At 73.4% G+C, this 19,987-nt stretch carries 24 protein-coding genes; 19 read left to right on the top strand and 5 right to left on the bottom strand.

The window, feature by feature from the left end:
* Positions 1-34 precede the first annotated feature (34 nt).
* The 4 genes from Gocc_RS11935 to Gocc_RS11920 are packed head-to-tail and all read right to left on the bottom strand — an operon-like array spanning position 35 to position 2,124.
* Entirely contained in the window at positions 35-610 is a 576-nt protein-coding gene (locus Gocc_RS11935) for a ferric reductase-like transmembrane domain-containing protein (protein ID WP_114796796.1), read from the bottom strand.
* Complete coding sequence (locus Gocc_RS11930; protein ID WP_181813637.1) at positions 607-1,431, bottom strand: FAD:protein FMN transferase; 825 nt, start codon at positions 1,429-1,431, stop codon at positions 607-609. Before Gocc_RS11930 ends, Gocc_RS11935 begins: the two co-directional genes overlap by 4 nt.
* Positions 1,431-1,772, bottom strand: a complete 342-nt coding sequence (locus tag Gocc_RS11925) for a hypothetical protein (protein WP_114796794.1) — start codon at positions 1,770-1,772, stop codon at positions 1,431-1,433. The genes Gocc_RS11930 and Gocc_RS11925 overlap by 1 nt, the downstream gene beginning before the upstream one ends.
* A complete protein-coding gene (locus Gocc_RS11920) occupies positions 1,765-2,124 on the bottom strand; it encodes a hypothetical protein (RefSeq protein ID WP_114796793.1) in 360 nt (119 codons plus the stop codon). The genes Gocc_RS11925 and Gocc_RS11920 overlap by 8 nt, the downstream gene beginning before the upstream one ends.
* Before the next feature lie 139 nt (positions 2,125-2,263).
* On the opposite strand from Gocc_RS11920, the gene Gocc_RS11915 reads away from it, so the two are divergent.
* The 7 genes from Gocc_RS11915 (at position 2,264) to Gocc_RS11885 (ending at position 8,447) form a co-directional block, all read left to right on the top strand.
* The gene (locus Gocc_RS11915; RefSeq protein ID WP_114796792.1) at positions 2,264-2,917 is read left to right on the top strand and encodes a response regulator transcription factor; all 654 of its coding nucleotides are present in this window, start codon (positions 2,264-2,266) and stop codon (positions 2,915-2,917) included.
* A complete protein-coding gene (locus Gocc_RS11910; RefSeq protein WP_114796791.1) occupies positions 2,914-4,290 on the top strand; it encodes a sensor histidine kinase in 1,377 nt (458 codons plus the stop codon). The genes Gocc_RS11915 and Gocc_RS11910 overlap by 4 nt, the downstream gene beginning before the upstream one ends.
* Positions 4,291-4,345: 55 nt before the next feature.
* The gene (recG, locus tag Gocc_RS11905) at positions 4,346-6,451 is read left to right on the top strand and encodes an ATP-dependent DNA helicase RecG (protein WP_181813636.1); all 2,106 of its coding nucleotides are present in this window, start codon (positions 4,346-4,348) and stop codon (positions 6,449-6,451) included.
* A gap of 51 nt (positions 6,452-6,502) precedes the next feature.
* Entirely contained in the window at positions 6,503-6,790 is a 288-nt protein-coding gene (locus tag Gocc_RS11900) for a type II toxin-antitoxin system Phd/YefM family antitoxin (RefSeq protein ID WP_114796789.1), read from the top strand.
* A gap of 88 nt (positions 6,791-6,878) precedes the next feature.
* A complete protein-coding gene (gene rsmD / locus Gocc_RS11895; protein ID WP_181813635.1) occupies positions 6,879-7,412 on the top strand; it encodes a 16S rRNA (guanine(966)-N(2))-methyltransferase RsmD in 534 nt (177 codons plus the stop codon).
* Complete coding sequence (gene coaD, locus Gocc_RS11890) at positions 7,409-7,924, top strand: pantetheine-phosphate adenylyltransferase (RefSeq protein ID WP_114796787.1); 516 nt, start codon at positions 7,409-7,411, stop codon at positions 7,922-7,924. The genes rsmD and coaD overlap by 4 nt, the downstream gene beginning before the upstream one ends.
* A gap of 10 nt (positions 7,925-7,934) precedes the next feature.
* Complete coding sequence (locus Gocc_RS11885; protein ID WP_220150596.1) at positions 7,935-8,447, top strand: ATP synthase subunit B family protein; 513 nt, start codon at positions 7,935-7,937, stop codon at positions 8,445-8,447.
* 45 nt (positions 8,448-8,492) lie between these two features.
* Here the strand turns inward: Gocc_RS11885 and Gocc_RS11880 are convergent, their stop codons facing one another.
* Positions 8,493-9,620: a hypothetical protein gene (locus Gocc_RS11880; RefSeq protein WP_181813634.1), complete on the bottom strand. Its 1,128-nt coding sequence runs from the start codon at positions 9,618-9,620 to the stop codon at positions 8,493-8,495.
* 109 nt (positions 9,621-9,729) lie between these two features.
* Here Gocc_RS11880 and Gocc_RS16275 point away from each other — a divergent pair, with 109 nt between their 5' ends.
* From Gocc_RS16275 to ffh, 12 genes are all read left to right on the top strand, one after another.
* Positions 9,730-10,239 (top strand): YceD family protein, encoded by a 510-nt coding sequence (locus Gocc_RS16275; protein WP_181813633.1) that lies wholly within the window; start codon positions 9,730-9,732, stop codon positions 10,237-10,239.
* Positions 10,232-10,645, top strand: a complete 414-nt coding sequence (locus tag Gocc_RS11870; RefSeq protein WP_114796784.1) for an NUDIX hydrolase — start codon at positions 10,232-10,234, stop codon at positions 10,643-10,645. Before Gocc_RS16275 ends, Gocc_RS11870 begins: the two co-directional genes overlap by 8 nt.
* A 37-nt stretch (positions 10,646-10,682) precedes the next feature.
* Entirely contained in the window at positions 10,683-10,871 is a 189-nt protein-coding gene (gene rpmF / locus Gocc_RS11865) for a 50S ribosomal protein L32 (protein ID WP_114796783.1), read from the top strand.
* A 16-nt stretch (positions 10,872-10,887) separates the two neighbouring features.
* A complete protein-coding gene (gene plsX / locus Gocc_RS11860; protein ID WP_220150595.1) occupies positions 10,888-11,880 on the top strand; it encodes a phosphate acyltransferase PlsX in 993 nt (330 codons plus the stop codon).
* Positions 11,881-11,897: 17 nt separating this feature from the next.
* Entirely contained in the window at positions 11,898-12,137 is a 240-nt protein-coding gene (acpP, locus tag Gocc_RS11855; RefSeq protein WP_114796939.1) for an acyl carrier protein, read from the top strand.
* Positions 12,073-12,846 carry a ribonuclease III gene (gene rnc / locus Gocc_RS11850; protein WP_114796781.1) on the top strand — a complete coding sequence of 258 codons (774 nt, stop codon included), beginning with the start codon at positions 12,073-12,075 and terminating at the stop codon, positions 12,844-12,846. Before acpP ends, rnc begins: the two co-directional genes overlap by 65 nt.
* A 68-nt stretch (positions 12,847-12,914) precedes the next feature.
* The gene (smc, locus tag Gocc_RS11845) at positions 12,915-16,433 is read left to right on the top strand and encodes a chromosome segregation protein SMC (protein ID WP_181813632.1); all 3,519 of its coding nucleotides are present in this window, start codon (positions 12,915-12,917) and stop codon (positions 16,431-16,433) included.
* Positions 16,434-16,484: 51 nt separating this feature from the next.
* Positions 16,485-17,003 carry a hypothetical protein gene (locus Gocc_RS11840; protein ID WP_114796779.1) on the top strand — a complete coding sequence of 173 codons (519 nt, stop codon included), beginning with the start codon at positions 16,485-16,487 and terminating at the stop codon, positions 17,001-17,003.
* Between the two features lie 9 nt (positions 17,004-17,012).
* Positions 17,013-17,243 carry a ribbon-helix-helix domain-containing protein gene (locus tag Gocc_RS11835; RefSeq protein WP_114796778.1) on the top strand — a complete coding sequence of 77 codons (231 nt, stop codon included), beginning with the start codon at positions 17,013-17,015 and terminating at the stop codon, positions 17,241-17,243.
* The gene (locus tag Gocc_RS11830) at positions 17,240-17,638 is read left to right on the top strand and encodes a type II toxin-antitoxin system VapC family toxin (RefSeq protein ID WP_114796777.1); all 399 of its coding nucleotides are present in this window, start codon (positions 17,240-17,242) and stop codon (positions 17,636-17,638) included. The genes Gocc_RS11835 and Gocc_RS11830 overlap by 4 nt, the downstream gene beginning before the upstream one ends.
* Positions 17,639-17,659: 21 nt before the next feature.
* A complete protein-coding gene (ftsY, locus tag Gocc_RS11825; protein ID WP_114796776.1) occupies positions 17,660-18,607 on the top strand; it encodes a signal recognition particle-docking protein FtsY in 948 nt (315 codons plus the stop codon).
* 48 nt (positions 18,608-18,655) lie between these two features.
* On the top strand, positions 18,656-19,987 hold the full coding sequence (ffh, locus tag Gocc_RS11820; protein WP_114796775.1) for a signal recognition particle protein: 1,332 nt from the start codon (positions 18,656-18,658) through the stop codon (positions 19,985-19,987).

Raw genomic sequence — 19,987 nt, 5'->3', positions numbered from 1 at the left:
ACAGCCTACGCCTCCACGGCGACGGGAACGGCGCTCACGCCGGCTGCCCGCCGCTCTCCCGCAGCGGGCGGCGGGCGCGGGCCGTCGCCGGCGGCACGAGCGCGCGCCAGGCGGTTGCCGCGGCGACGGCGGCCACGGCCGCGACGTAGACGGCGAACGCCCACGGCCTGGACGTGTCCGTGCCGCCTGCGATGCCGTGTACCGTCGCCGCGGCGAAGATCCCGTAGGTGGCCCAGTGCAGCCGGCGCCAGTTCTTCACCTTGATGCGCTTGCGCACCGAGAACGAGGCGTAGACGAGCACCATCATCTCGGCGGCGAGGACGCCGAGCGCCGTCCACACGGGCCGGTAGGAGACGAGACCGGGGACGAGCAGACCGAGCGGCGAGACCTCGACCGTCGTGTCGAGCACGAGCGCGATGCCGTGCATCGCCAGCGCGCCGAGGCCGAGCAGAGCGAGGACGCGATGGAGGTCGGTGACCGCGGCCGGCTTGAGCGCGCGGAAGGGGCGCGCCTTCAGGACGAGCCCTGCGAGCACGGACAGCGTCAACATCACGTAGGCGGTGAGACCACCGGCGCGGGCGAGCAGCCAGAACGTCGGGTCGTTCCTCATGCCAGGCCTCCAGCGAGAACCGTGCGACCGCCGGCGCTGACGAGCACGCGGGGAACGTCCGGCTCGGCGCCGAGGAAGGCCGCCTTCGCGAGCACCTCGGCCTCCGCCGCCGAGCCGGCGACGACGGTGACGCGCAGCAGGCCGCTCTCGGCCGGGCGGCCCGTGAACGGGTCGATCAGATGGTGCATGTCCACGCCCGAGCGGCGCCAGCGGCGTCGGTCGCGCCCCGACGTGGCGATCGCCCCGCGCGTCAGCTCGAGCGTCAGTCCCTCGCAGACGCCGACGGGCCACGCGCCTCCGCGAACGGCGAGGTCGCCGCCAGCGTTGACGAGGCAGGGCCCGGCGACGGCGAGCAGCTCGGCGGCGCGGTCGACGGCGTAGCCCTTGCCGATGCCGCCAAGGTCGAGCCGCGTGCCGGGACCGAGCTCGATCGTGAGCCCGTCGACGTAGACGTCGCCGCCGCAGCGGACGTCGGATCCGGCGGCAGCGGCTGCGTCGCGGGGCAGAACGGCGAAGGGGCGGTCGTAGCCGGCGGCCACGACGGCGTCGTGGACGGTCGGGTCGAAGAGGCCGCCGGTCGCCTCGCGGGCCTCGAGGGCGAGCTCCACCACGCGTACGAGATCGTGGCTCGCGCGCTCGATGCGGCCGTCGCGGTTGAGGCGCGACAGCTCGGATCCGGCGCGAAACCGCGACATCAGCTGTTCGAGCCGCTCGAACTCCTCGCCGGCCCGCTCGAGCGCGCGCGTCGCCCGCTCTCCGGCCGGAGCGTCGAGCAGCAGCTCGACGTCGGTCCCCATCGCCGGGAAGACGCGGCGCTGCATCACGATGTCCGTGTCACGGTCAACGGCGGCAGGGTGACGATGCGGACGGACGCGGTGGGCGGCGCAGCGGCCTGAGCTGCCTGCTGCGCCCGGGCGTCGGCCAGCCCTATCTGCGCTCGACGCTGTCGCAGCGCCACGCGGTAGGCGGCCATGCGCCGGTCGACGATCCGCTGCACGATCCGCGCCTCGGCGCGCAGGCGCTGCTCGCGCTGCGCCAGCGCCACGAGGCGCGGGTCGGGCTTCGCCGCCGCCCAGGGCCTCGCGGCGACGGCCGCCCAGGTGACGAAGAAGACGACGAGCGCGAGCACGACGGCATACGTGCGATGGCTCGTGTCAGTCATCCGACCCCGACTCCTCGTACGCGGATTCGCGTCCGCCTTCGTCGTCGCCGCGTCGCTTGACGACGATCGGGGGCGGACGGCGGTAGACGACGCGGACGGCTGCCGTGGAGCGCATCGCCGTCGCCTGGGCGCCCGCTTGCGGCAGCGGGGGCAGCGGGGGCGGCTGCTGGGCGAGCGACTTGCGCAGCGCGGCCTCGTAGCGATCGAGCTGCGCCGTACGCCGTGCGATTTGCGCGGCGCTCGAAGCACGCGCCCCGCCGGCCTGCGAGACGGTGTTTCCGAGTGCGAGCACGCCTGCGACCGCCGCGACGGCGACGGCGAGGGAGACGAGGAGAGCACGACGGCGGTTCATGGTGGCGACCTTTCTCTCGGACGTTGCAGCCGCACGATAGGGCCACCCCGGCAAAGCGGGAGCCAGGCGCGGGTAAGGAGTTCGCCAGGAATGCGCCGGCGCTCCTGCGGCGGGCCGGTGAGCGCCTTACGATCACGTCATGCACCTGCTCGTCGTCGAGGACGAAGACACGATTGCCGAGCCGCTCGTCGAAGGTCTGCGAGGCGAAGGCTTCGAGGTGACGCGCGTCGCCACCGGTCGGGAAGCGCTCGAGGCGCCGCCGGTCGACCTCGTGCTCCTGGACGTGCGGTTGCCGGACATCGACGGCTTCGCCGTCTGCCGCGAGCTGCGCTCCCGCTCCGACGTCCCCATCATCATGGTCACCGCGAAGGGCGAGGAGGTCGACCGCGTCGTCGGCCTCGAGCTCGGAGCCGACGACTACGTCGTCAAGCCGTACGGCCTGCGCGAGCTCGTCGCCCGCATCCGCGCCGTCGCTCGTCGCGCGCCCGGCCGCCGCAACCCGCGCCAGACGCTGCGGGCAGGCGCGCTCGAGGTCGACGTTCCCGCGCGGCGCGCCGCGATCGGCGGGCGCGAGCTGCAGCTGACGGCGAAGGAGTTCGACCTGCTGGCCCTGCTCGCATCCGAGCCCGGTGTCGTCGTGGAGCGCGCCAGGATCCTGCGCGACGTGTGGGACACGAGCTGGTACGGATCGTCCAAGACCGTCGACGTGCACGTCGCGGCGCTGCGGAAGAAGCTCGGCGACCCGGCTCTGATCGAGACGGTGCGCGGGATCGGGCTGCGGCTGCGCGGATGACGCGCCGTCTCGTCCTCAGCTACCTGTCCCTCACCGTCGTCGTGCTCGCGATCCTCGAGGTGCCGCTGGGGGTCATAAACGCTCGCAGCGAGCAGGCGCGCCTGTCGGCCAAGGTGGAGCGCGACGCCGTCACGATCGCGTCACTTGCCGAGAGCACGGTCGAGGGCGACGCCGCCACCGCGAACATGACCGCGTTGCGGGAGCTGGCGCGACGCTATGCCGCCGACACCGGCGGCCGCGTCGTGATCACCGGTCGGCGTGGCCTCGCGCTCGTCGACTCGGCAGCGGGCGGGCGAGGCACGGGCACCTTCGCCACCCGCCCCGAGTTCCGCGCCGCGCTGCGGGGCGACGTCGCGACCGGCGTGCGCCCGTCGCACACGCTCGGCTACGACCTCCTCTACGTCGCCGTGCCGATCGCTTCCGGCGGTGTCGTGCACGGGGCGGTGCGCGTCACCTATCCGACCTCCGAGCTCGACCGTCACGTGCGCAACTACTGGCTTGCGCTTGCGGGAATCGCGGGCATCGCGCTCGTGGCCTCGACGCTGCTCGGGCTCAGCTTCGCACGCTGGATCCGCAGGCCGCTGGCGGGACTCGAGACGGCGGCCGCCGCTGCGGGAGCCGGCGACCTCAGCGCGCGCGCCCCGGTGCCCGGCGCCCCGCCCGAGCTTCGCCAGCTCGCACTCGAGTTCAACGACATGGTCGCGCGGGTCGACGGGCTCGTCGCCGCGCAGAGGGACTTCGTCGCCGATGCGTCGCACGAGCTGCGCACGCCGTTGACCGCGCTGCGGCTGCGCCTCGAGAACCTCGAGCGGCACGTCGGCGACGGGGGCGGAGCGAGCCTCGCCGCGGCCGTCGCCGAGGTGGAGCGGCTCTCCGGCCTCGTCGACGCCCTCCTCGCGCTGGCCCGCGCCGACGCGGGTGTCGCGCCCGCCGAGATCGTCGACCTCGCCGCGGCCGCGCGCGCCCGCGTCGAGGCCTGGCAGTCGACGGCGGCCGGCCGCGTGCGCCTGCGCCTCGACGCAGGGCCGCCGGTGACGGCGCGCGCCGGTGGCTTCCGGGTCGCGCAGATCGTGGACAACCTCCTCTCGAACGCGCTGCGCGCAGCGCCGCAGGGGAGCACCGTGACGGCGACCGTGCGGCGCACCGGCCCTCGCGCCGAGCTGCGCGTGCGCGACGAGGGCGCGGGCATGAGCGACGAGCAGAAGGCCCGCGCGTTCGACCGCTTCTGGCGCGCGGGCTCGGGCGGCGGCGGCGGATCCGGGCTCGGGCTCGCGATCGTCCGCCGGCTCGTGGAGGTCGACGGCGGCACGATCGAGCTCCGTGACGCCCCGGGCGGCGGGCTCGAAGCCGTCGTCCGGCTGCCCGCGACCTGAGTCCCTCGGAGCCCGTGCTGGACCGGCGCCGGTCACGGTCCTATACTCGGTCGCGGTGCCACGCGCGACGACCACCACCCGGTCGCCGGTCGGCTTCGCCGGCCTGGACCCGCCTTCCGCCTGGCCGCGACCGCGCGCGCTCCCGCCCGCCGCCGTGACCGAGCGCGACGTCGACACGCTGCCCGGCGTCGGGCCGGCCGTGCGCAAGCGGCTCAGCCGCCTCGGCCTGCGCACCGTCGGCGACCTGCTCGCGCATCGCCCGCGCCGCTACGAGCACCCCGTCGACGAGAGGTCGATCGTGGAGCTCCACGGCGACGCCGAGGCCGTGATCGAGGGGACGGTCGAGCGCAGCCGGTCGCGCCGGCGCGGTCGGCTGCACATCCTCACCGCTCGCGTGTCGGACGGCAGCGGCGAGGTCGACGCGACCTGGTTCAACCAGCCGTGGCTCGAGAGGCAGCTCGTGCCGGGCGTCCGCGTGCGCCTGCGCGGCAAGCCGAACCGCTACGGCTTCCAGGTCGAGTCGTACGACCTCGGCGAGGCGACCGAGACGGCCGACTTCGCACCCGTCTACCCGTCGAGCGAGCAGCTGGAGCAGAAGCGCCTGCGCAGCATCGTCGCGTCCGCCCTGCCCTACGCCCGGGCCGGCGGAGACCCGTTGCCGGCGTTGCTGCGCCAGGCCGAGCGCCTGCCGCTGCGCGCCGACGCGCTCACCGCGCTCCACCACCCCCGCTCGCTCGAGGAGGCCGAGATGGGGCGCCGCCGTCTCGCCTTCGACGAGCTGCTGACGCTCCAGCTCGCCCTCGCCCGGCGCGCCGCGGAGCGCGAGCAGCTCGTCGCGGCGGCGCTGCCCGCCCCCGGCACGCTCGTCGCGCGCTACCGGCAGGTGCTGCCGTTCACGCTCACCGGAGCACAGGAGGCGGCGATCGCGGAGATCGACGCCGACCTCGGTCGCACGAGGCCGATGCAGCGTCTGCTGCAGGGCGACGTCGGCTCGGGGAAGACCGTCGTCGCGCTGTACGCGCTGCTCCGCGCCGTCGAGGCGGGCCGCCAGGGCGCGATGATGGCGCCGACCGAGGTCCTCGCCGAGCAGCATCTCCTCACGATCGAGGGTCTGTGCGCGGAGCTCGGGGTGCGGGTGGCGCTGCTCACGAGCGCGCTCGGCGCGAGAGAGCATGCGAACGTCCGCCGGCTCATCGCGTCCGGCGACGTGCAGGTCGCGGTCGGCACGCACGCGCTCATCCAACGGGAGGTCGCGTTCCACGACCTCGCCGTCGCCGTGGTGGACGAGCAGCAGCGCTTCGGCGTCGAGCAGCGCTCGGCGCTCGCGGGAGGACGCGCGCCGCACGTCCTGCACATGACCGCGACGCCGATCCCGCGCACGCTCGCGCTCACGGTGTACGGCGACCTCGCCGTGTCGGAGATCGCGGCACCGCCGGCGAACCGCAGGCCGATCGTGACCGCCTGGGTCACCGACGACCGCAGCTCGGAGGCGTACGAGCGCCTCACGCGGCACCTGGCCGCGGGACGCCAGGCGTACGTCGTCTGCCCGCTGATCGAGGCATCCGAGACGACCCTCGCGCGCGCAGCCGAGGACGAGGCCGAGCGGCTGCGGCGCTCCGAGCTGAAGGGGTTCCGGGTCGGCTGCATGCACGGACGGCTCAACCCGGGCGACCGGCGCGCGCTGATGGCGCAGTTCAAGGCGGGGGAGATAGACGTGCTCGTCGCCACGACGGTGGTCGAGGTCGGCGTGGACGTGCCCAACGCGACGATCATGATCGTGCAGGAGGCCGACCGCTTCGGCCTCGCACAGCTGCACCAGCTGCGCGGCCGCGTCGGGCGCGGCGCGGAGCAGTCGTACTGCCTGCTCGTGTCGCGCCGCAAGGAGGAGCTCACCGACGCCGCCCGCGAGCGGCTCGAGGCGATGGTGGAGTCGGCAGACGGGTTCGAGCTCGCCGAGCGCGACCTCGAGATCCGCGGCGAGGGCCAGCTGCTCGGCGCGCGCCAGTCGGGCCTCTCCGATCTGCGCTTCACGAAGCTCCGGCAGGACATGGACCTGCTCGAGCGGGCACGAGAGGCTGCGCGCCGTCTCGGCGACGCCGAGCTGCTCGCGGACGCCGTCGGCGTGCTGCTCGGCGAGGCCGACCATCTCGGAGACTCCTGAGCGGGGAAGGGTTGCGGGGGGGCGACGCCGTCTGGCAGGGTGTGACCACCGGTGACCACGCGGATCGGCATCAGGGAGCTTCGCGACACGCTGACGGCCGCCTCGCGGCGCGTGGAGTCGGGCGAACGGCTCGAGGGGACGAGAGGCGGCATTCCCGTGGCCGTGATCGCGCCGTACGACGAGGATCCGCTCGAGCGGCTGATCGCGAGCGGACGAGCCGCGCCCGGCCGCCCCTTCCGCCCGCCGACGCGCCTGGCGCAGGCGCACGGGCCGAAGACGGCATCGGAGATCCTGCTCGAGGGCCGCGAAGATCGCTTCTGGCGACGGCGCTGTCGATAGCTCCCGAGGCGATGCTCGTCTACGACCGACGGCTCGGGCGCGAGGCCGTCCGGGCCTGGCTGCGCGTGATCGCGCCGGGTGCGGGGCCGTGAGGATCGTCGCCGGCGAGCGCCGCGGCGCGAAGATCGCCGCGCCGAAGGGGCTCGCGACCCGCCCCACGTCCGATCGGGCACGCGAGGCCGCCTACAACCTCATCGGCCCCGTCGCCGGCGCCCAGGTGCTCGACCTGTTCGCCGGCTCCGGCGCGATGGGCCTCGAGGCGCTCTCCCGCGGCGCCCGCCGCTGCGTCTTCGTCGAGTCGGACAGGGCGGCCTGCCGTGTCATCGAGGACAACCTGGCGCGGCTGCGCCTCGCCGGCGCCGTCGTCCTCGGCAAGGACGCCTTCCAGGCGCTGCGCGAGGAGCGCGCGGCCGGCCGCGTCTACGACCTCGTCCTCGCGGACCCGCCGTACGGCGCCTGGAGCGATCTCCAGGCGCCGCTTGCCGAGGCGATTCCGCCGCTGCTCGCGCCCGCCGGGCTGCTCGTCGTGGAGACGTCCGCGCGGGTCGAGCCGGAGCTGCCCCTCCACCTCGTCACCAGCCGCCGCTACGGTTCGGCCCGGATCACACTCTTCTCCCGATGATCACCGCAATCTACCCAGGGACGTACGACCCGGTCACGAACGGCCATGTCGACGTGATCCGCCGCGCCGCGTCGATCTTCGACCGCATCGTCGTCGGCGTCGTCCGCGATCCCCACCACAAGCAGACGATGTTCTCGCTCGACGACCGGGTCGCCTTCCTCGAGGAGGCGCTCGCGTCGCTCGACAACGTCGAGGTGGACGTCTTCCACGAGCTCGTCGTCGACTTCGCCCGCAAGCACGACGCGAAGACGATGGTGAAGGGCCTGCGCGTGATCGCCGACTTCGAGTGGGAGGCGCAGATGAACCACCTCAACCGCCTGCTCGCGCCGGAGATCGAGACCATGTACGTGATGGCGAGCCCGCAGTACAGCTTCATCTCCTCGAGCGGCGTGAAGGAGATCGCCTCGTTCGGGGGAAAGGTGGACGAGCTGGTGCCCGAGGCCGTGGCGCGCCGCTTCCGGGAGATGTTCCCGGACGGTCGTCCCGGCGCGCCTCTCAGCCCCCAGGAGTAGGATTCGAGCCATGGACGTCCTCGTTCTCATCGACAAGCTCGACGACCTCGTGCACAACGCGAAGGCGGTGCCCCTCACCGACCAGGTGCGTATCGACCGCGAGGAGATCTTCGACATCCTCGACCAGATGCGCGCCACCATTCCCGAGGAGATCAAGCAGGCACGCTGGATCGTCAAGGAGCGCCAGGAGATGCTGGCCGAGGCCAAGCGCGAATGCGACCGCCTCATCGGCGAGGCGCGCGAGCAGGCCGTGCGCGAGGCGTCCCAGACGGAGATCGTGAAGATCGCCGAGCGCCAGGCCTCCGACATCGTCGACGACGCCCGGCGGCAGGCGCGCGAGACGCGCCTGGAGATGGAGGACTGGGCCGACGGCATCCTCTCCACGCTCGAGGTCAACCTCGACAAGTTCCTCGTCGCGGTGCGCCGCGGCCGCGACCGCCTGCACGAGCGCTCCCAGGAGACCGTGATCGCAGGCATCGGGCCGATCGACCCGATCAACCCGGACGACGACTCGTACGTGTGATCGCGTGCCCCTGACCTGCGGCCGGGGGCACGCGATCACGCTCGGCTACCGCACCGTCGGCACCTGCACGAGCCGGTAGCCGGCGACGCCGCCGAGCGGGTTGTCGCCCTGGCGGTACGCCTTCACGAAGAACTGCACGCTGTACCCGTTGCGAATCGGGAAGTCGGCCTGCGGCTGCACGGTGTAGCTGACGAACCCGTCCTCCGCGGTCTTCTGGACGACCGGCGTCGACGTCACCACGGGCGTCGCGCGCACGAACACGAGCACGTCGCGGACCGCGTATCCGCGCGTGTCCACCACCTTGACCCGCAGCGTGATCGGCGTGCTGCGGGAGCGCACCGGGCTCGGAGAGAAGCTCACGTTCGCGACGATCAGCCGCTCGGACGCGGGCACGCTCGTCGCCGGGATCGACGTCTCGCCGTTCGGCAGCTTGATCGCCCCGGGCACTCCGCCCGCCGCCACCTTCGCCGTCGGCGGGGTCAGCTTCGCAATCTCGCCCTGGCTGTTGCGGGCGCTGATGCGCACGCGGAGCGTCCGGCCGAGGTCGGAGCTCTTGACGACGTACTGGTCGTCGGTGGCTCCGGAGATCTCGACGCAGTTGTTCCCGTTCCCGTCACAGCGCAGCCAGCGGAACGTGAACGTGATCGGCTGCTGCCCTGTCCACGTGCCCGGATCGGCCGTCAGCCGCTGCTCGACGGCCGGCGTCCCCGACACGGACGGGTCCTTCGTGGCGACCGGAGCTCCCGTCGACCCGACGACCGCCGTCGCGTTCGACGCCTTCGTCGTCGACCCGTCGACGTTCGTGGCGGTGACGCGGAACACCATCCGCCAGCCCGCGTCGGATGATGTGAGCTGATAGCCGGTGCCCGTCGCGTTCGCGACCGGCGTGCAGCTGGCCACGGCACTGTCGCAGCGCAGCCAGGCGTACGCGTACGTGATCGGGTCGCCCGACCAGCTGCCGCGATTGCCGGTCAGCGTCATGCCGATCTCCGGCGTGCCGGAGATCGTCGGCTCTGCCGTGTTCTGCGGCGCGGCCTGCCCCTGGGCCTGCGCGTCGCCGCTTCCCAGCGCGAGGCCGGCGAGCAGGGCCGCGATCGCTGCTCCAAGGCCCGCGATCACGACCTCGGGCCTGCGCCGCAGCGCGGTGCCCCGTGTGCTCGCTCGCTTGCTCATGATCGACCTCCTTCCGTGCGCCGGCGATGGACTCGCCGCCAGCATGCCCTGCTGTCCGTGCGCCGAACCGAATTCTTACGGGATGCTCACATCTCGCTACCCTGGCCCGATGACGACCTTCCCGCTTCGGCGGCTGCGACTGCGGCCGGGCGAGGACCACCAGGATGCCGTCGCGATCGCGCTCGAGCCGTTCGACCTCGGCGGGCAGCGCTACCTGCCCGTTCCCGCAGAGGTGACCGCCGACCTGCTGGCGCAGCGCGCGACGAGCGGGCACGTGTTCCGGATCCGCTTCGCCGCCCGCCTGCACGGGCCGTGCATGCGCTGCCTGGGGGACGCGGTGCTCGAGCTCTCGGTCGATACGACCGAGTACCAGGCGAGCGACGAGTCGGCGCCGGAGGAGCTGCGCAGCGAGTACGTGGTCGATGACCAGCTCCGGCTCTCCCAGTGGGCCCGGGACGCGATCGCGCTCGCGCTCCCCGACCGGATCCTGTGCCGGGACGACTGCGCCGGCCTCTGCCCGGCGTGCGGCGCGAACCTCAACGACGAACCGCACGTGCACGAGGAGGCCGTCGCCGATCCGCGCTGGGCTGCGCTCGAGGCGCTACGCGAGGATGGCTGAGCTCGCCCCGCGGGCGCGCGTCGTCATCGTCGAGCGCGACCGGGTCGCCCTGATCCGGCGCGTGCGCGACGGGCACACGTACTACCTCTTCCCGGGCGGCGGCGTCGAGGCGGGCGAGACGCCGGAAGCGGCGGCACGGCGTGAGGCCCTCGAAGAGCTCGGCGTCGAGGTTGAGCTCGGGCCGATCGTGCACGAGGAGTCCTTCGGCGGCACGCACTTCCTCTACTACGACGCATGGATCGTGGGAGGGGCGTTCGGCACGGGTAGCTGGCCCGACCATGCCGTCCTCAGCGCGCGCGAGCGGGAGCGCAGCGGGACGCACGAGCCCGTCTGGGTGCCGCTCGCCGACCTGCGCGGGCGCGACGTGCGCCCGCCCGCGCTCGCGGCCCTCCTGTCGCCCCGGTAGCTGCCGGCCCGCGCGTTCCGGTACACTTCCGCCTCCCATGGCCGTCCCGAAGCGAAAGACCTCCAAGGCTCGTCGCGACAAGCGCCGCGCCCAGCACGGCATCGACGGGCCGAAGGTGAACGTGTGCCCAGCGTGCGGCGCTCCGACGCGCCCGCACCACGTCTGCCCCACCTGCAAGACGTACAAGGGCCGCGAGATCCAGCCGCTGACGACGCCCGCCCCGTAACCCGGTGACCATCCGGGTGGCCGTCGATGCCCTCGGCGGCGACAGGGCGCCGTCCGAGATCGTCGCCGGCGCGCTCGACGCGCGAGCGCCGGGCATCGTGCCCGTGCTCTACGGCCCCGCCGGCCTCGACACGCACGGCCTCGAGCACGTCGTCTGCGACGGCGCCGTCGGGATGGACGACAAGCCCGCCGAGGCAGTGCGGGCAAAGCCCGGCTCGTCGCTCGTGCGGGCGGTGCGCGCCGTCGGCGACGGTGACGCCCAGGCGGTCGTGTCGGCCGGCAACACGGGCGCCATGCTCGCCGCCAGCCTCCTGCACGTGCGCCGCCTGCCGGGTGTCCTCCGTCCCGGCATCGCCGTGCTCCTGCCTGCCGCGGCCGGCCCGTCCGTGCTCATCGACGCGGGCGCGAACGCGGACGCGCGGCCGGAGCATCTCGTGCAGTTCGCGCACATGGGCGCGGTGTTCGCCGAGGAGATCCTCGAGGTGGCGGAGCCCCGCGTCCGGCTTCTCTCGATCGGCGAGGAGCCCGAGAAGGGCAACCAGCTGACGCTCGAGGCCCACGCGTTGCTCGCCGACGCCGGCCTGCGCTTCGAGGGGAACACCGAGGGCCGCACGCTGCTCGAGGGGGAGGCCGACGTCGTCGTGTGCGACGGCTTCACGGGCAACGTCGCCCTCAAGACGCTCGAGGGCACGATCGGCAGCGTCCTCGACGCCCTGCGGCACGAGATCGACGCGAACGTGCGCGGGCGCCTCGGCGGCGCCCTGATCCGCCCCGCAGCCCGCCGCGTGCGCGCGCGGCTCGACGTCGACACGCACGGCGGCGGCTACCTGCTCGGCCTGCAAGGCATCGTCGTGATCGCCCACGGCGCGAGCTCGCGGCGGGCGACCGCGAACGCGATCCGCATGGCCGCGAGAGGCGTCGAGCACGACATCGTGGGCAGGCTCCGCGAATCACTTCCGGAGCGCGTGGTAGAGTCGGCGCGCTCCACGACCCCGAACGGCAACAAGTGAGGTTGCGAACAGTGGCTCTGTCCCGTGATGAAGTCTCCGAGCGCGTCAAGGCGGTTCTCAGCGAGCAGCTGGGGGTCGACGAGGGCGAGCTCTCCGACGAGGCCTCCTTCCAGGAGGACCTCGATGCCGATTCCCTCGATCTCGTCGAGCTGATCATGGAGCTCGAAGATCAGTTCGGCATCAAGATCTCGGATGAGGACGCGCAGAAGATCACGACCGTCGGCCAGGCCGTCGACTACGTCGTCGCGCACCAGTAGCACCGACGCCCGCTCGGGGGAGGGGCGCGAGCTCGCGCGCCTGATCGACGCCCTTCCCCCGGAGCGGCGCGAGCACGTCTTCACCCACACGTCCTGGGCGCCCGACCGGGCGTCGTCGTACGAGCGGCTCGAGTTCCTCGGCGACTCGGTGCTCGAGCTGGCGATCGCGCGCGCCCTCTACGACCGCTTCCCGGACGCCTCCGAGGGACGCCTGGCGAAGATCCGCGCGCACGTCGTCTCGCGACACAGCTGCGCGGGCGTGGCGCGCGAGCTCGACCTCGCCCGCTACCTGCTCGACCAGGCGCAGGACGTGCCGGAGCCCGAGCTCAAACGGATCTCGCTCAGCCGCAACGTGCTGGCCGCTCTGCTCGAGGCGGCGATCGCCGCCGTCTACCTCGAGCACGGCTTCGAGCGCGTCGAGGCGGCGATCGTGGACGCCTTCGCCGACCGCATCGAGTTCGCGCGCACCGGGCACGTCGACAACAAGACGGAGCTGCAGGAGGCGCTCGCCCGCAGCGGCACGCAGGTGCAGTACGCCGTGCTCGACGTCGAGGGGCCGCCGCACGACCGGCGCTTCGTCTGCGCGGCCGTCATCGACGGCGAGCAGCTCGGCGTCGGCCGCGGGACGACGAAGAAGGCCGCGGAGCAGGAGGCCGCGCAGCAGGCGCTCGAGGCGCTCGGGTTCGGGGACGGCGCCGTCGAGGCGTGAGCGCGTCTACGCGCGCGGCTCGCGCGGGGAGGCGGCGGGCCGTCCGTCGCGATCGGCAGACTGCTCCCGTGCATCTGCGCGCGATCAAGCTCCGCGGCTTCAAGTCGTTCGTCGACCCGATCGAGTTGAGGCTCGAGCCGGGCGTTGCCGTCGTCGTCGGCCCGAACGGCTCCGGCAAGTCGAACGTCGCCGACGCGATCGTGTGGGCGGCGGGCTCGCTCACCCCGTCGGAGCTGCGCGCGGAGAAGCCCGACGACGTCCTCTTCGGCGGCTCGGCCACGCGGCCCGCGGCCGACCACTGCGAAGTCGAGCTCGTCTTCGACAACGAGGACGGCGACTTCGGCGCCGACCTCGACTACAGCGAGGTGGCGATCACGCGGCGGCTCGTGCGCGGCGGAGAGGGCCAGTACCTCGTCAACCGGGCGCCCGTGCGCCGCACCGACCTCGTCGAGCTGCTCGCGGACGTCGGCCTCGGCGGCTCCATGCACTCGATCGTCTCGCAGGGCAAGGTCGACGCGGTGCTGGCCTCGAAGCCCGAGGACAGGCGCCACCTCGTCGAGGAGGCGGCCGGTCTCGGCAGGTTCAAACGGCGCAAGCACCGCGCGGAGCTCAAGCTCGCGCGCGTCGCGACGCAGGTCGAGCGCGCGCGCGACGTCGAGGAGGAGGTGCGCAAGCGGCTGCGACCGCTGGCGCTGCAGGCGACCGCCGCCGAGCGCGCCGAGAAGCTCGCCGTCGAGATCGCCGCCCTGCGCGCCCGCATCGCGCAGCTCGACCTCGAGGCCGTCGCCACCCGCCGCGCCGCTGCCGAGGAGCGGCGTGACGCTGCCGCGATCGCGCGGCGCAGCGCCCAGGAGCGGCTGACGGCGCTGCTGCGGGAGCGCCAGGAGGCGGAGGACGAGCTCTCCGATGCCGCGGGCCGGCGTGAGGCTGCCCTCGGAGCGCTCTACCGCATGCAGGGCGCAGCCGAGCGGCTCGGGCTGCGGCGCGAGTCGGCAGCCGGGCTCGAGGTGCGCCTGCGCGAGGAGCTCGCCGAGGCCGAGCGCGCCGCAGCGGACCGCAGCGGCAGCGCGGTGCGCGAGCTCGAGGAGGCGGCGCGCTCGGCGGCCGCGCGCGCTCGTGACGCCGCGCAGGCGAGCGGGCAGGCATCCGAGCGCGCCCGCGTCGCGCACGCGCGGATCGCCGCGTTCGAGCGGCGCGTCGCGACCGCGGCCGAGCAGCGGCTTGCCGGGCTCCGCTCCGAGCGGCAGGTCGTCGAGGCCGCGCTCGGCGACGTCGCCGGCGGCCACGACGGAGCCAACCGCACGCTCGTGGCGCTCGGCGGGGCGCGTGAGCGGCTCGCGCTTCGCGCCGAGTCGTCGGCCGCCCTCGCCGCCGCCCTCGCCGCCGAGCTCGCCGAGGCGCACGCGCTCGCGCGCAGCGGCGCGCCGGCGCCCGCCGAGCTCGAGCAGCGGGCGAACGAGGCCGCGGCCGCCGCCCGCGCCGCGGCGACCGAGCGCGACGACCTGGCCGAGCGCGCGCGCTCCGCGAAGGAGCGCCTCGCGGCCCTCGACCGCGCGATCGCCGAGCGGGAAGGCATCCCTCCGGCTGCCCGCGCCCTCGCCGCGGCGGGCGAGCAGCTCGCCCTCTCCGCGTTCGAGGCGGAGCCCGGCGTCGAGCGCGCGGTCGCGGCCGCGCTCGCCTGGCGCGCCTCGGCGGTGCTCGCGCGTGACGCGCGCGCGGGCCTCGCCCTGCTCGAGCGGGCTCGCAGCGAGGGGCTCGGCAGCCTCGGCGTCGTGATCGGTGGACGCACGTCCGGCCGCGTCGACCCGCCCGTCGCCGGCGCGCGGCCCCTGCGCGAGCTCGTCGCCGCAGACGAGCGCGCCCTGCGCCTGCTGGACGGCACCTGGCTCGTCGAGCGGGAGCGGCTCCTCGACGCCACGCACGGGATCGTGATCACGAGCGAGGGACACGGCTACGACGCCGACCGCGGCGAGCTGTGGTTCGCGGGCGAGACGGCGGAGGCGCTGCTGCTCGAGATGGACGCCCGCCGGCGCTTCCTGGCGGACGAGGCCGACGAGCTCACGGCACGCGCCGGCGCCGCGGCCCAGGTCGCGGCCGGCGCGGCGGCGCACGCGGCGGAGACCGAGGCCGCCTACGCGGCCGTCGCGCACCTGCGCGGTCGAGCGCTCGACCCCGAGCTGCTCGGGCGGCTGGAGACGATCGCCTCGACGCTCCACGGCGGCGTCACCCGGGCCGCCGCCGCCGCGAAGCGGCTCGAGGAGCCGCTCGCCGCGCGCGTCACGACGGGTGCCGAGCGCGCCGGCGCGCTCGGCGCGGAGCTCCGGCGGCTGTCCGGCCTCGAGTCCGAGGCGGCCCGCGAGGCGGCCGACGCGGTTGCGCGGGCGCAGGCCGCCGAGGTCGTCGTCGCCCGCCTGGGCAGCACGAGCGACGGCGTCGCCGTCGGCGAGGAGGCGACGAGGGAAGACCTCGCCGCGGACGCGGCCACGCTGCTCGCGGCGGCGGACGCCGCCGCCGCCGCGGCCCGTACCGCCGCCGAGCGCGCGCGCGCCGCCGACGCGGCGCTCGTCGAGCGGGCTCCGCGCCGCTCCGCCGTCGACCCGGATCTGCTCGCACGCCTGTGCGGCGCCGCGGCCGAGCTGGGCGCCGGGCTCGAGGCCGCGGTGGCCCAGGCCCGGCGCTTCGAGGCGCCGCTGCGCGCGCGCGTCGACGCTGGCGCGGAGCGCTCGGCCCGCCTCGGCGAGGATCTGCGCCGGCTCGGCGCCGCCGAGGTCGAGCTGCGCCGGCACGCCGAGGATGCGTCCGAGCGGGCGGCGCAGGTGCAGGTCGAGCTGGCCCGTCTCGAGGCCGAGTCCGACGAGGCGCGGCGGCGACTCGAGGAGGCGGGCCCCGTCGAGCCCGCCGAGGGCGACGACCGCGACGAGCTCGCCGCGCGCGCCGACCGGCTGGACGCGCGGCGCGAGGCGCTCGGCCGCGTGAACCCGCTCGCCCGGGAGGAGTACGACGCGGAGAAGGAGCGGCTCGAGGAGCTCGCCGCCCAGCGGCGGGATCTCGAGAGCGCGCTCGCCGAGATCGCCAAGCTCCGCGACGAGCTCGCCCGGACGGTGCAGCAGCGCTTCGACGACACCTTCGACGCCGTCGCCCGCAACTTCGAGGAGGTGGCGGCGACGCTGTTCCCCGGCGGCGAGGGGCGGCTGCGGCTGGTCGAGCCCGAGGAGGAGGGAGGAGAGCGCGGCGTCGAGGTCGAGCTGCGGCCGGCCGGCAAGAAGATCACGCGGTTGACGATGCTCTCGGGCGGCGAGAAGGCGCTCGGCGCGATCTCCTTCCTCTTCGCGCTCTTCCTCGCCAAGCCGTGCCCGTTCTACCTCCTCGACGAGGTCGAGGCCGCGCTCGACGACGCGAACATCGCACGCTTCGTCGAGCTGCTGCGCCGCTACGCCGACCGGGCCCAGTTCATCGTCATCACCCACCAGAAGCGCACGATGGAGGCCGCCGACGTGCTCTACGGCGTCACCATGGGCGGCGACGGCATCTCCCAGATCGTCTCGCGGAGACTGCCGCAGCACGACCGGGCCGCCGCGACCGCCTAGGCCGAGGGTTCCCGGCAGCTCGAGCACCTCGCCGAGGATGTAGGCGATGCGGTGCTCGCGATCGAGGCAGAGCAGCATCCCCTGCGTGCAACCGGCCTCGACCTCCTCCGCGAGCAGGCCCTCGTCGACGCCACCGCCGTCGTAGCTCGTGTCGAAGCCCTCTGCGAGATCCTGGGCGAACTCGTCGAACTGCATGGTGGCCCGCTCCATGCGGCGCTTCTTCGTCGTCAGCAGGTGACTGGTCGCGACGCGGTGCGCCCACGTGCGGAACGACGCGTCGCCCCGGAACGACGAAAGGCGGGTGACGAGCTTGACGAGGATCTCCTGGCGCGCCTCCTTCGCGAACCCGACCGTACACAGCGGGAGCTTCTCGGGATCCACCACGAGGGCAGAGACGTCGTCGCGCGCCGCCGAGATCGTGATCGTCAGGGTATGGGTGTTCATTGCCGTTCCTCCAGTCCGTTGGAGGAGCTTCTTGCGTGTCTGGACACACGGGAGCCCTGGATTGTGACCGCGGCTCTCGCCCGGGCGCGACGCGTCGCTTACACAAACACACTCATGGTGGTGTAAGCTCAGAGAATGAAGCGTCTCCAGATCATGATCGACGAGGACCTCGACGAGGCGCTCGAGCGCGAGGCGCGGATCGGCGGCACCTCCAAGGCAGCGTTGATTCGCGCGTACGTGCGCGATCGCCTGGAACCGTTGCCGCCGATCGACGAGGATCCGCTCTGGGAGCTGGTCGGAGCCTTCGAGGGCGGTCCCGGTGACTCGACGTCGACGGACGAGGTCGTGTACGGGTCGCGCGCGTGATCTTCATCGACACGTCGTTCTTCATCGCCGTCGGCAACGCTCGCGATGGCCATCACGCCGAGGCGACACTGCTCCTCGAGCGACATGGACGCTCGGGCCTCGTCACGTCCAATCTGATCCGGGGCGAGTCGTGGACGTTCATCAACCGGCGCTACGGGCATCGTGCCGCGGTCGGGTTCCTGGACCGCCTCGACGGCTCGAAGCAGCTCGAGATCCTTCCGGTCGGTCAGGACGTCGAGAAGCGGGCACTCCGGTGGCTCAGACGTCATGGAGAGCGGGAGTACTCGTTTGTCGACGCGACGAGCTTCGCCCTCATGCGCTCGCTGACGATCCGAGAGGCGCTGACCTTCGACGGCGACTTCGCCGCAGCCGGCTTCGTCACTTTGCGCGCCTGATCCGAAGGTAGCGTCCCACCCATGTCGAGAACCTGGGCTGAGCTGTTCGGCGACGAGCCGACCGCTGCCGACGCGCCGGAGCGGGGCGGTTTCTTCGGCCGGCTCCGTGACTCGCTTGCGAAGAGCCGGCGGGCGCTGACGGCCGAGATCGGCGCCGGGACGTTCTCCGTGGGCGACGAGGAGGCCTGGGAGCGCCTCGAGGAGGCGCTCATCCACGGCGACGTCGGCGTCCGCGCCACTGCCGAGCTCGTGCGGCGCCTCGAGGCCCGCGGCGAGATCGGCGATCTCGGCGAGGCGCTGGCGGAGGAGATCGAGGCCCTGTTCGGGCCCGCTGTCACGCTCGACCTGTCGGCGTCGCCCACCGTGATCCTCGTCGTCGGCGTCAACGGCACCGGCAAGACGACGACGGTCGGCAAGCTCGCGCAGAAGCTGCGGGAGCACGGTCGCACCGTTCTCGTCGGCGCCGGAGACACGTTCCGAGCGGCGGCAGAGGAGCAGCTCGAGATCTGGGCCGAGCGGGCAGGGGCAGACTTCGTCGGCGCCCCGGCCGGGGGCGATCCGGCTGCTGTCGCCTTCGACGCCGTCGAGGCGGGCCGCGCGCGCGGGCGCGACGTCGTGATCGTCGACACGGCCGGGCGGCTCCACACCCAGTCCAACCTGATGGAGGAGCTTGCGAAGGTGAGGCGGGTGATCGAGGGTCGGATCGCGGGCGCGCCGCACGAGACGCTTCTCGTCGTCGACGCGACGACGGGCCAGAACGGCCTCCAACAGGCACGTCTCTTCGGCGAGTCGGCCGGCGTGACCGGCGTCGCGCTGACGAAGCTCGACGGTTCGGCGAAGGGTGGCGTCGCGGTCGCGATCGCGTACGAGCTCGGCCTGCCCGTGAAGCTCGTGGGAGTGGGGGAAGGGATCGACGATCTGCGTCCGTTCGATCCGCGCGAGTTCGCGCGGGCGCTCGTGTCAGGCTAGGGCCACCCCGCCGGTGAGGCGGCGGGGTGGCCCGTACACTTCACGGCCGTGTTCGACACGCTCTCCGACCGGCTCCAGTTGACGCTCGGCGACCTCGGCCGTGCCAAACGGCTGGACGAGGACGCCGTCAACAAGGCGATGCGCGAGATCCGGCTCGCGCTGCTCGAAGCCGACGTCAACTTCCAGGTCGTCAAGGATTTCGTCGCGGGCGTCAAAGCCGCGGCTCTCGGGGAAGACATCCTCAAGGGGCTCGACGCTGGACAGCAGGTCGTCAAGCTCGTCCACGATCGCCTGGCCGAGCTGATGGGCTCCGGGGACTCCAAGCTTGCTTTCGGACGCCCGCCGACCGTGATCCTGATGACCGGCCTGCAGGGATCCGGCAAGACGACCACCTCCGCGAAGCTCGCCCTGCACCTGCGCCGCCAGGGCAAGCGGCCCGGGCTCGTCGCGGCCGACTTGCAGCGTCCCGCCGCGATCGACCAGCTCGAGCAGCTCGGCAGGCAGATCGCGATCCCCGTCTACCGCACGGACACGAGCGATCCCGTCCGCGCCGCCGCCGAGGGCCTCGAACGGGCGAAGGGCGACGGCCTCGACGTCGTGATCGTCGACACGGCCGGCCGGCTCCACGTCGACGAGGCGCTGATGGACGAGCTCGCCCGCGTCCGTGACGCCGTCAAGCCGCTCAACGTGCTTCTCGTGCTCGACGCGATGACCGGCCAGGAGGCGGTGAACGTCGCCGAGGCGTTCCAGCGGCGGATCGCCTTCGACGGTGTCGTGCTGACGAAGCTCGACGGCGACGCGCGCGGCGGCGCCGCGCTGTCGGTGAAGGCGATCACCGGCAAGCCGATCAAGTTCGCCTCGGTGGGCGAGAAGCTCGACCAGCTCGAGGTGTTCCACCCCGACAGGATGGCCTCGCGCATCCTCGGCATGGGCGACGTGCTCACCCTGATCGAGAAGGCCGAAGCGGCCGTCGCCGAGGACGAGCAGGCCGAGATGGAGCGGCGCATGCGCTCCGGCGAGTTCACGTTCGACGACTTCCTGAAGAGCTATCGCATGGTGCGGCGGATGGGGCCTCTGAAAGGCGTGCTGAAGATGCTGCCGGGCGTCGGCAAGCAGCTCGACGGCATCGACGTCGACGAGGGCCAGATGGCGCGCGTGGAGGCGATCGTGCTCTCGATGACGCCGCAGGAGCGGCGCCTGCCGCACCTGATCAACGGGCCGCGGCGCCGCCGCATCGCCGCCGGCAGCGGCACGTCGATCGACGAGGTGAACAAGCTGCTCGCCGCCCGCAAGCAGATGCAGAAGATGATGAAGCAGCTCGGCAAGGGAAAGCTGCCGGCGCTGCCGCCCGAGCTCAGCGGCGGCAGACCGCGCCGATGA

This window comes from Gaiella occulta, assembly GCF_003351045.1.
Lineage (GTDB): Bacteria > Actinomycetota > Thermoleophilia > Gaiellales > Gaiellaceae > Gaiella > Gaiella occulta.
The sequence above is the reverse complement of the archived record's forward strand: the minus strand, read 5'-3'. Positions and strand labels throughout refer to the sequence as shown.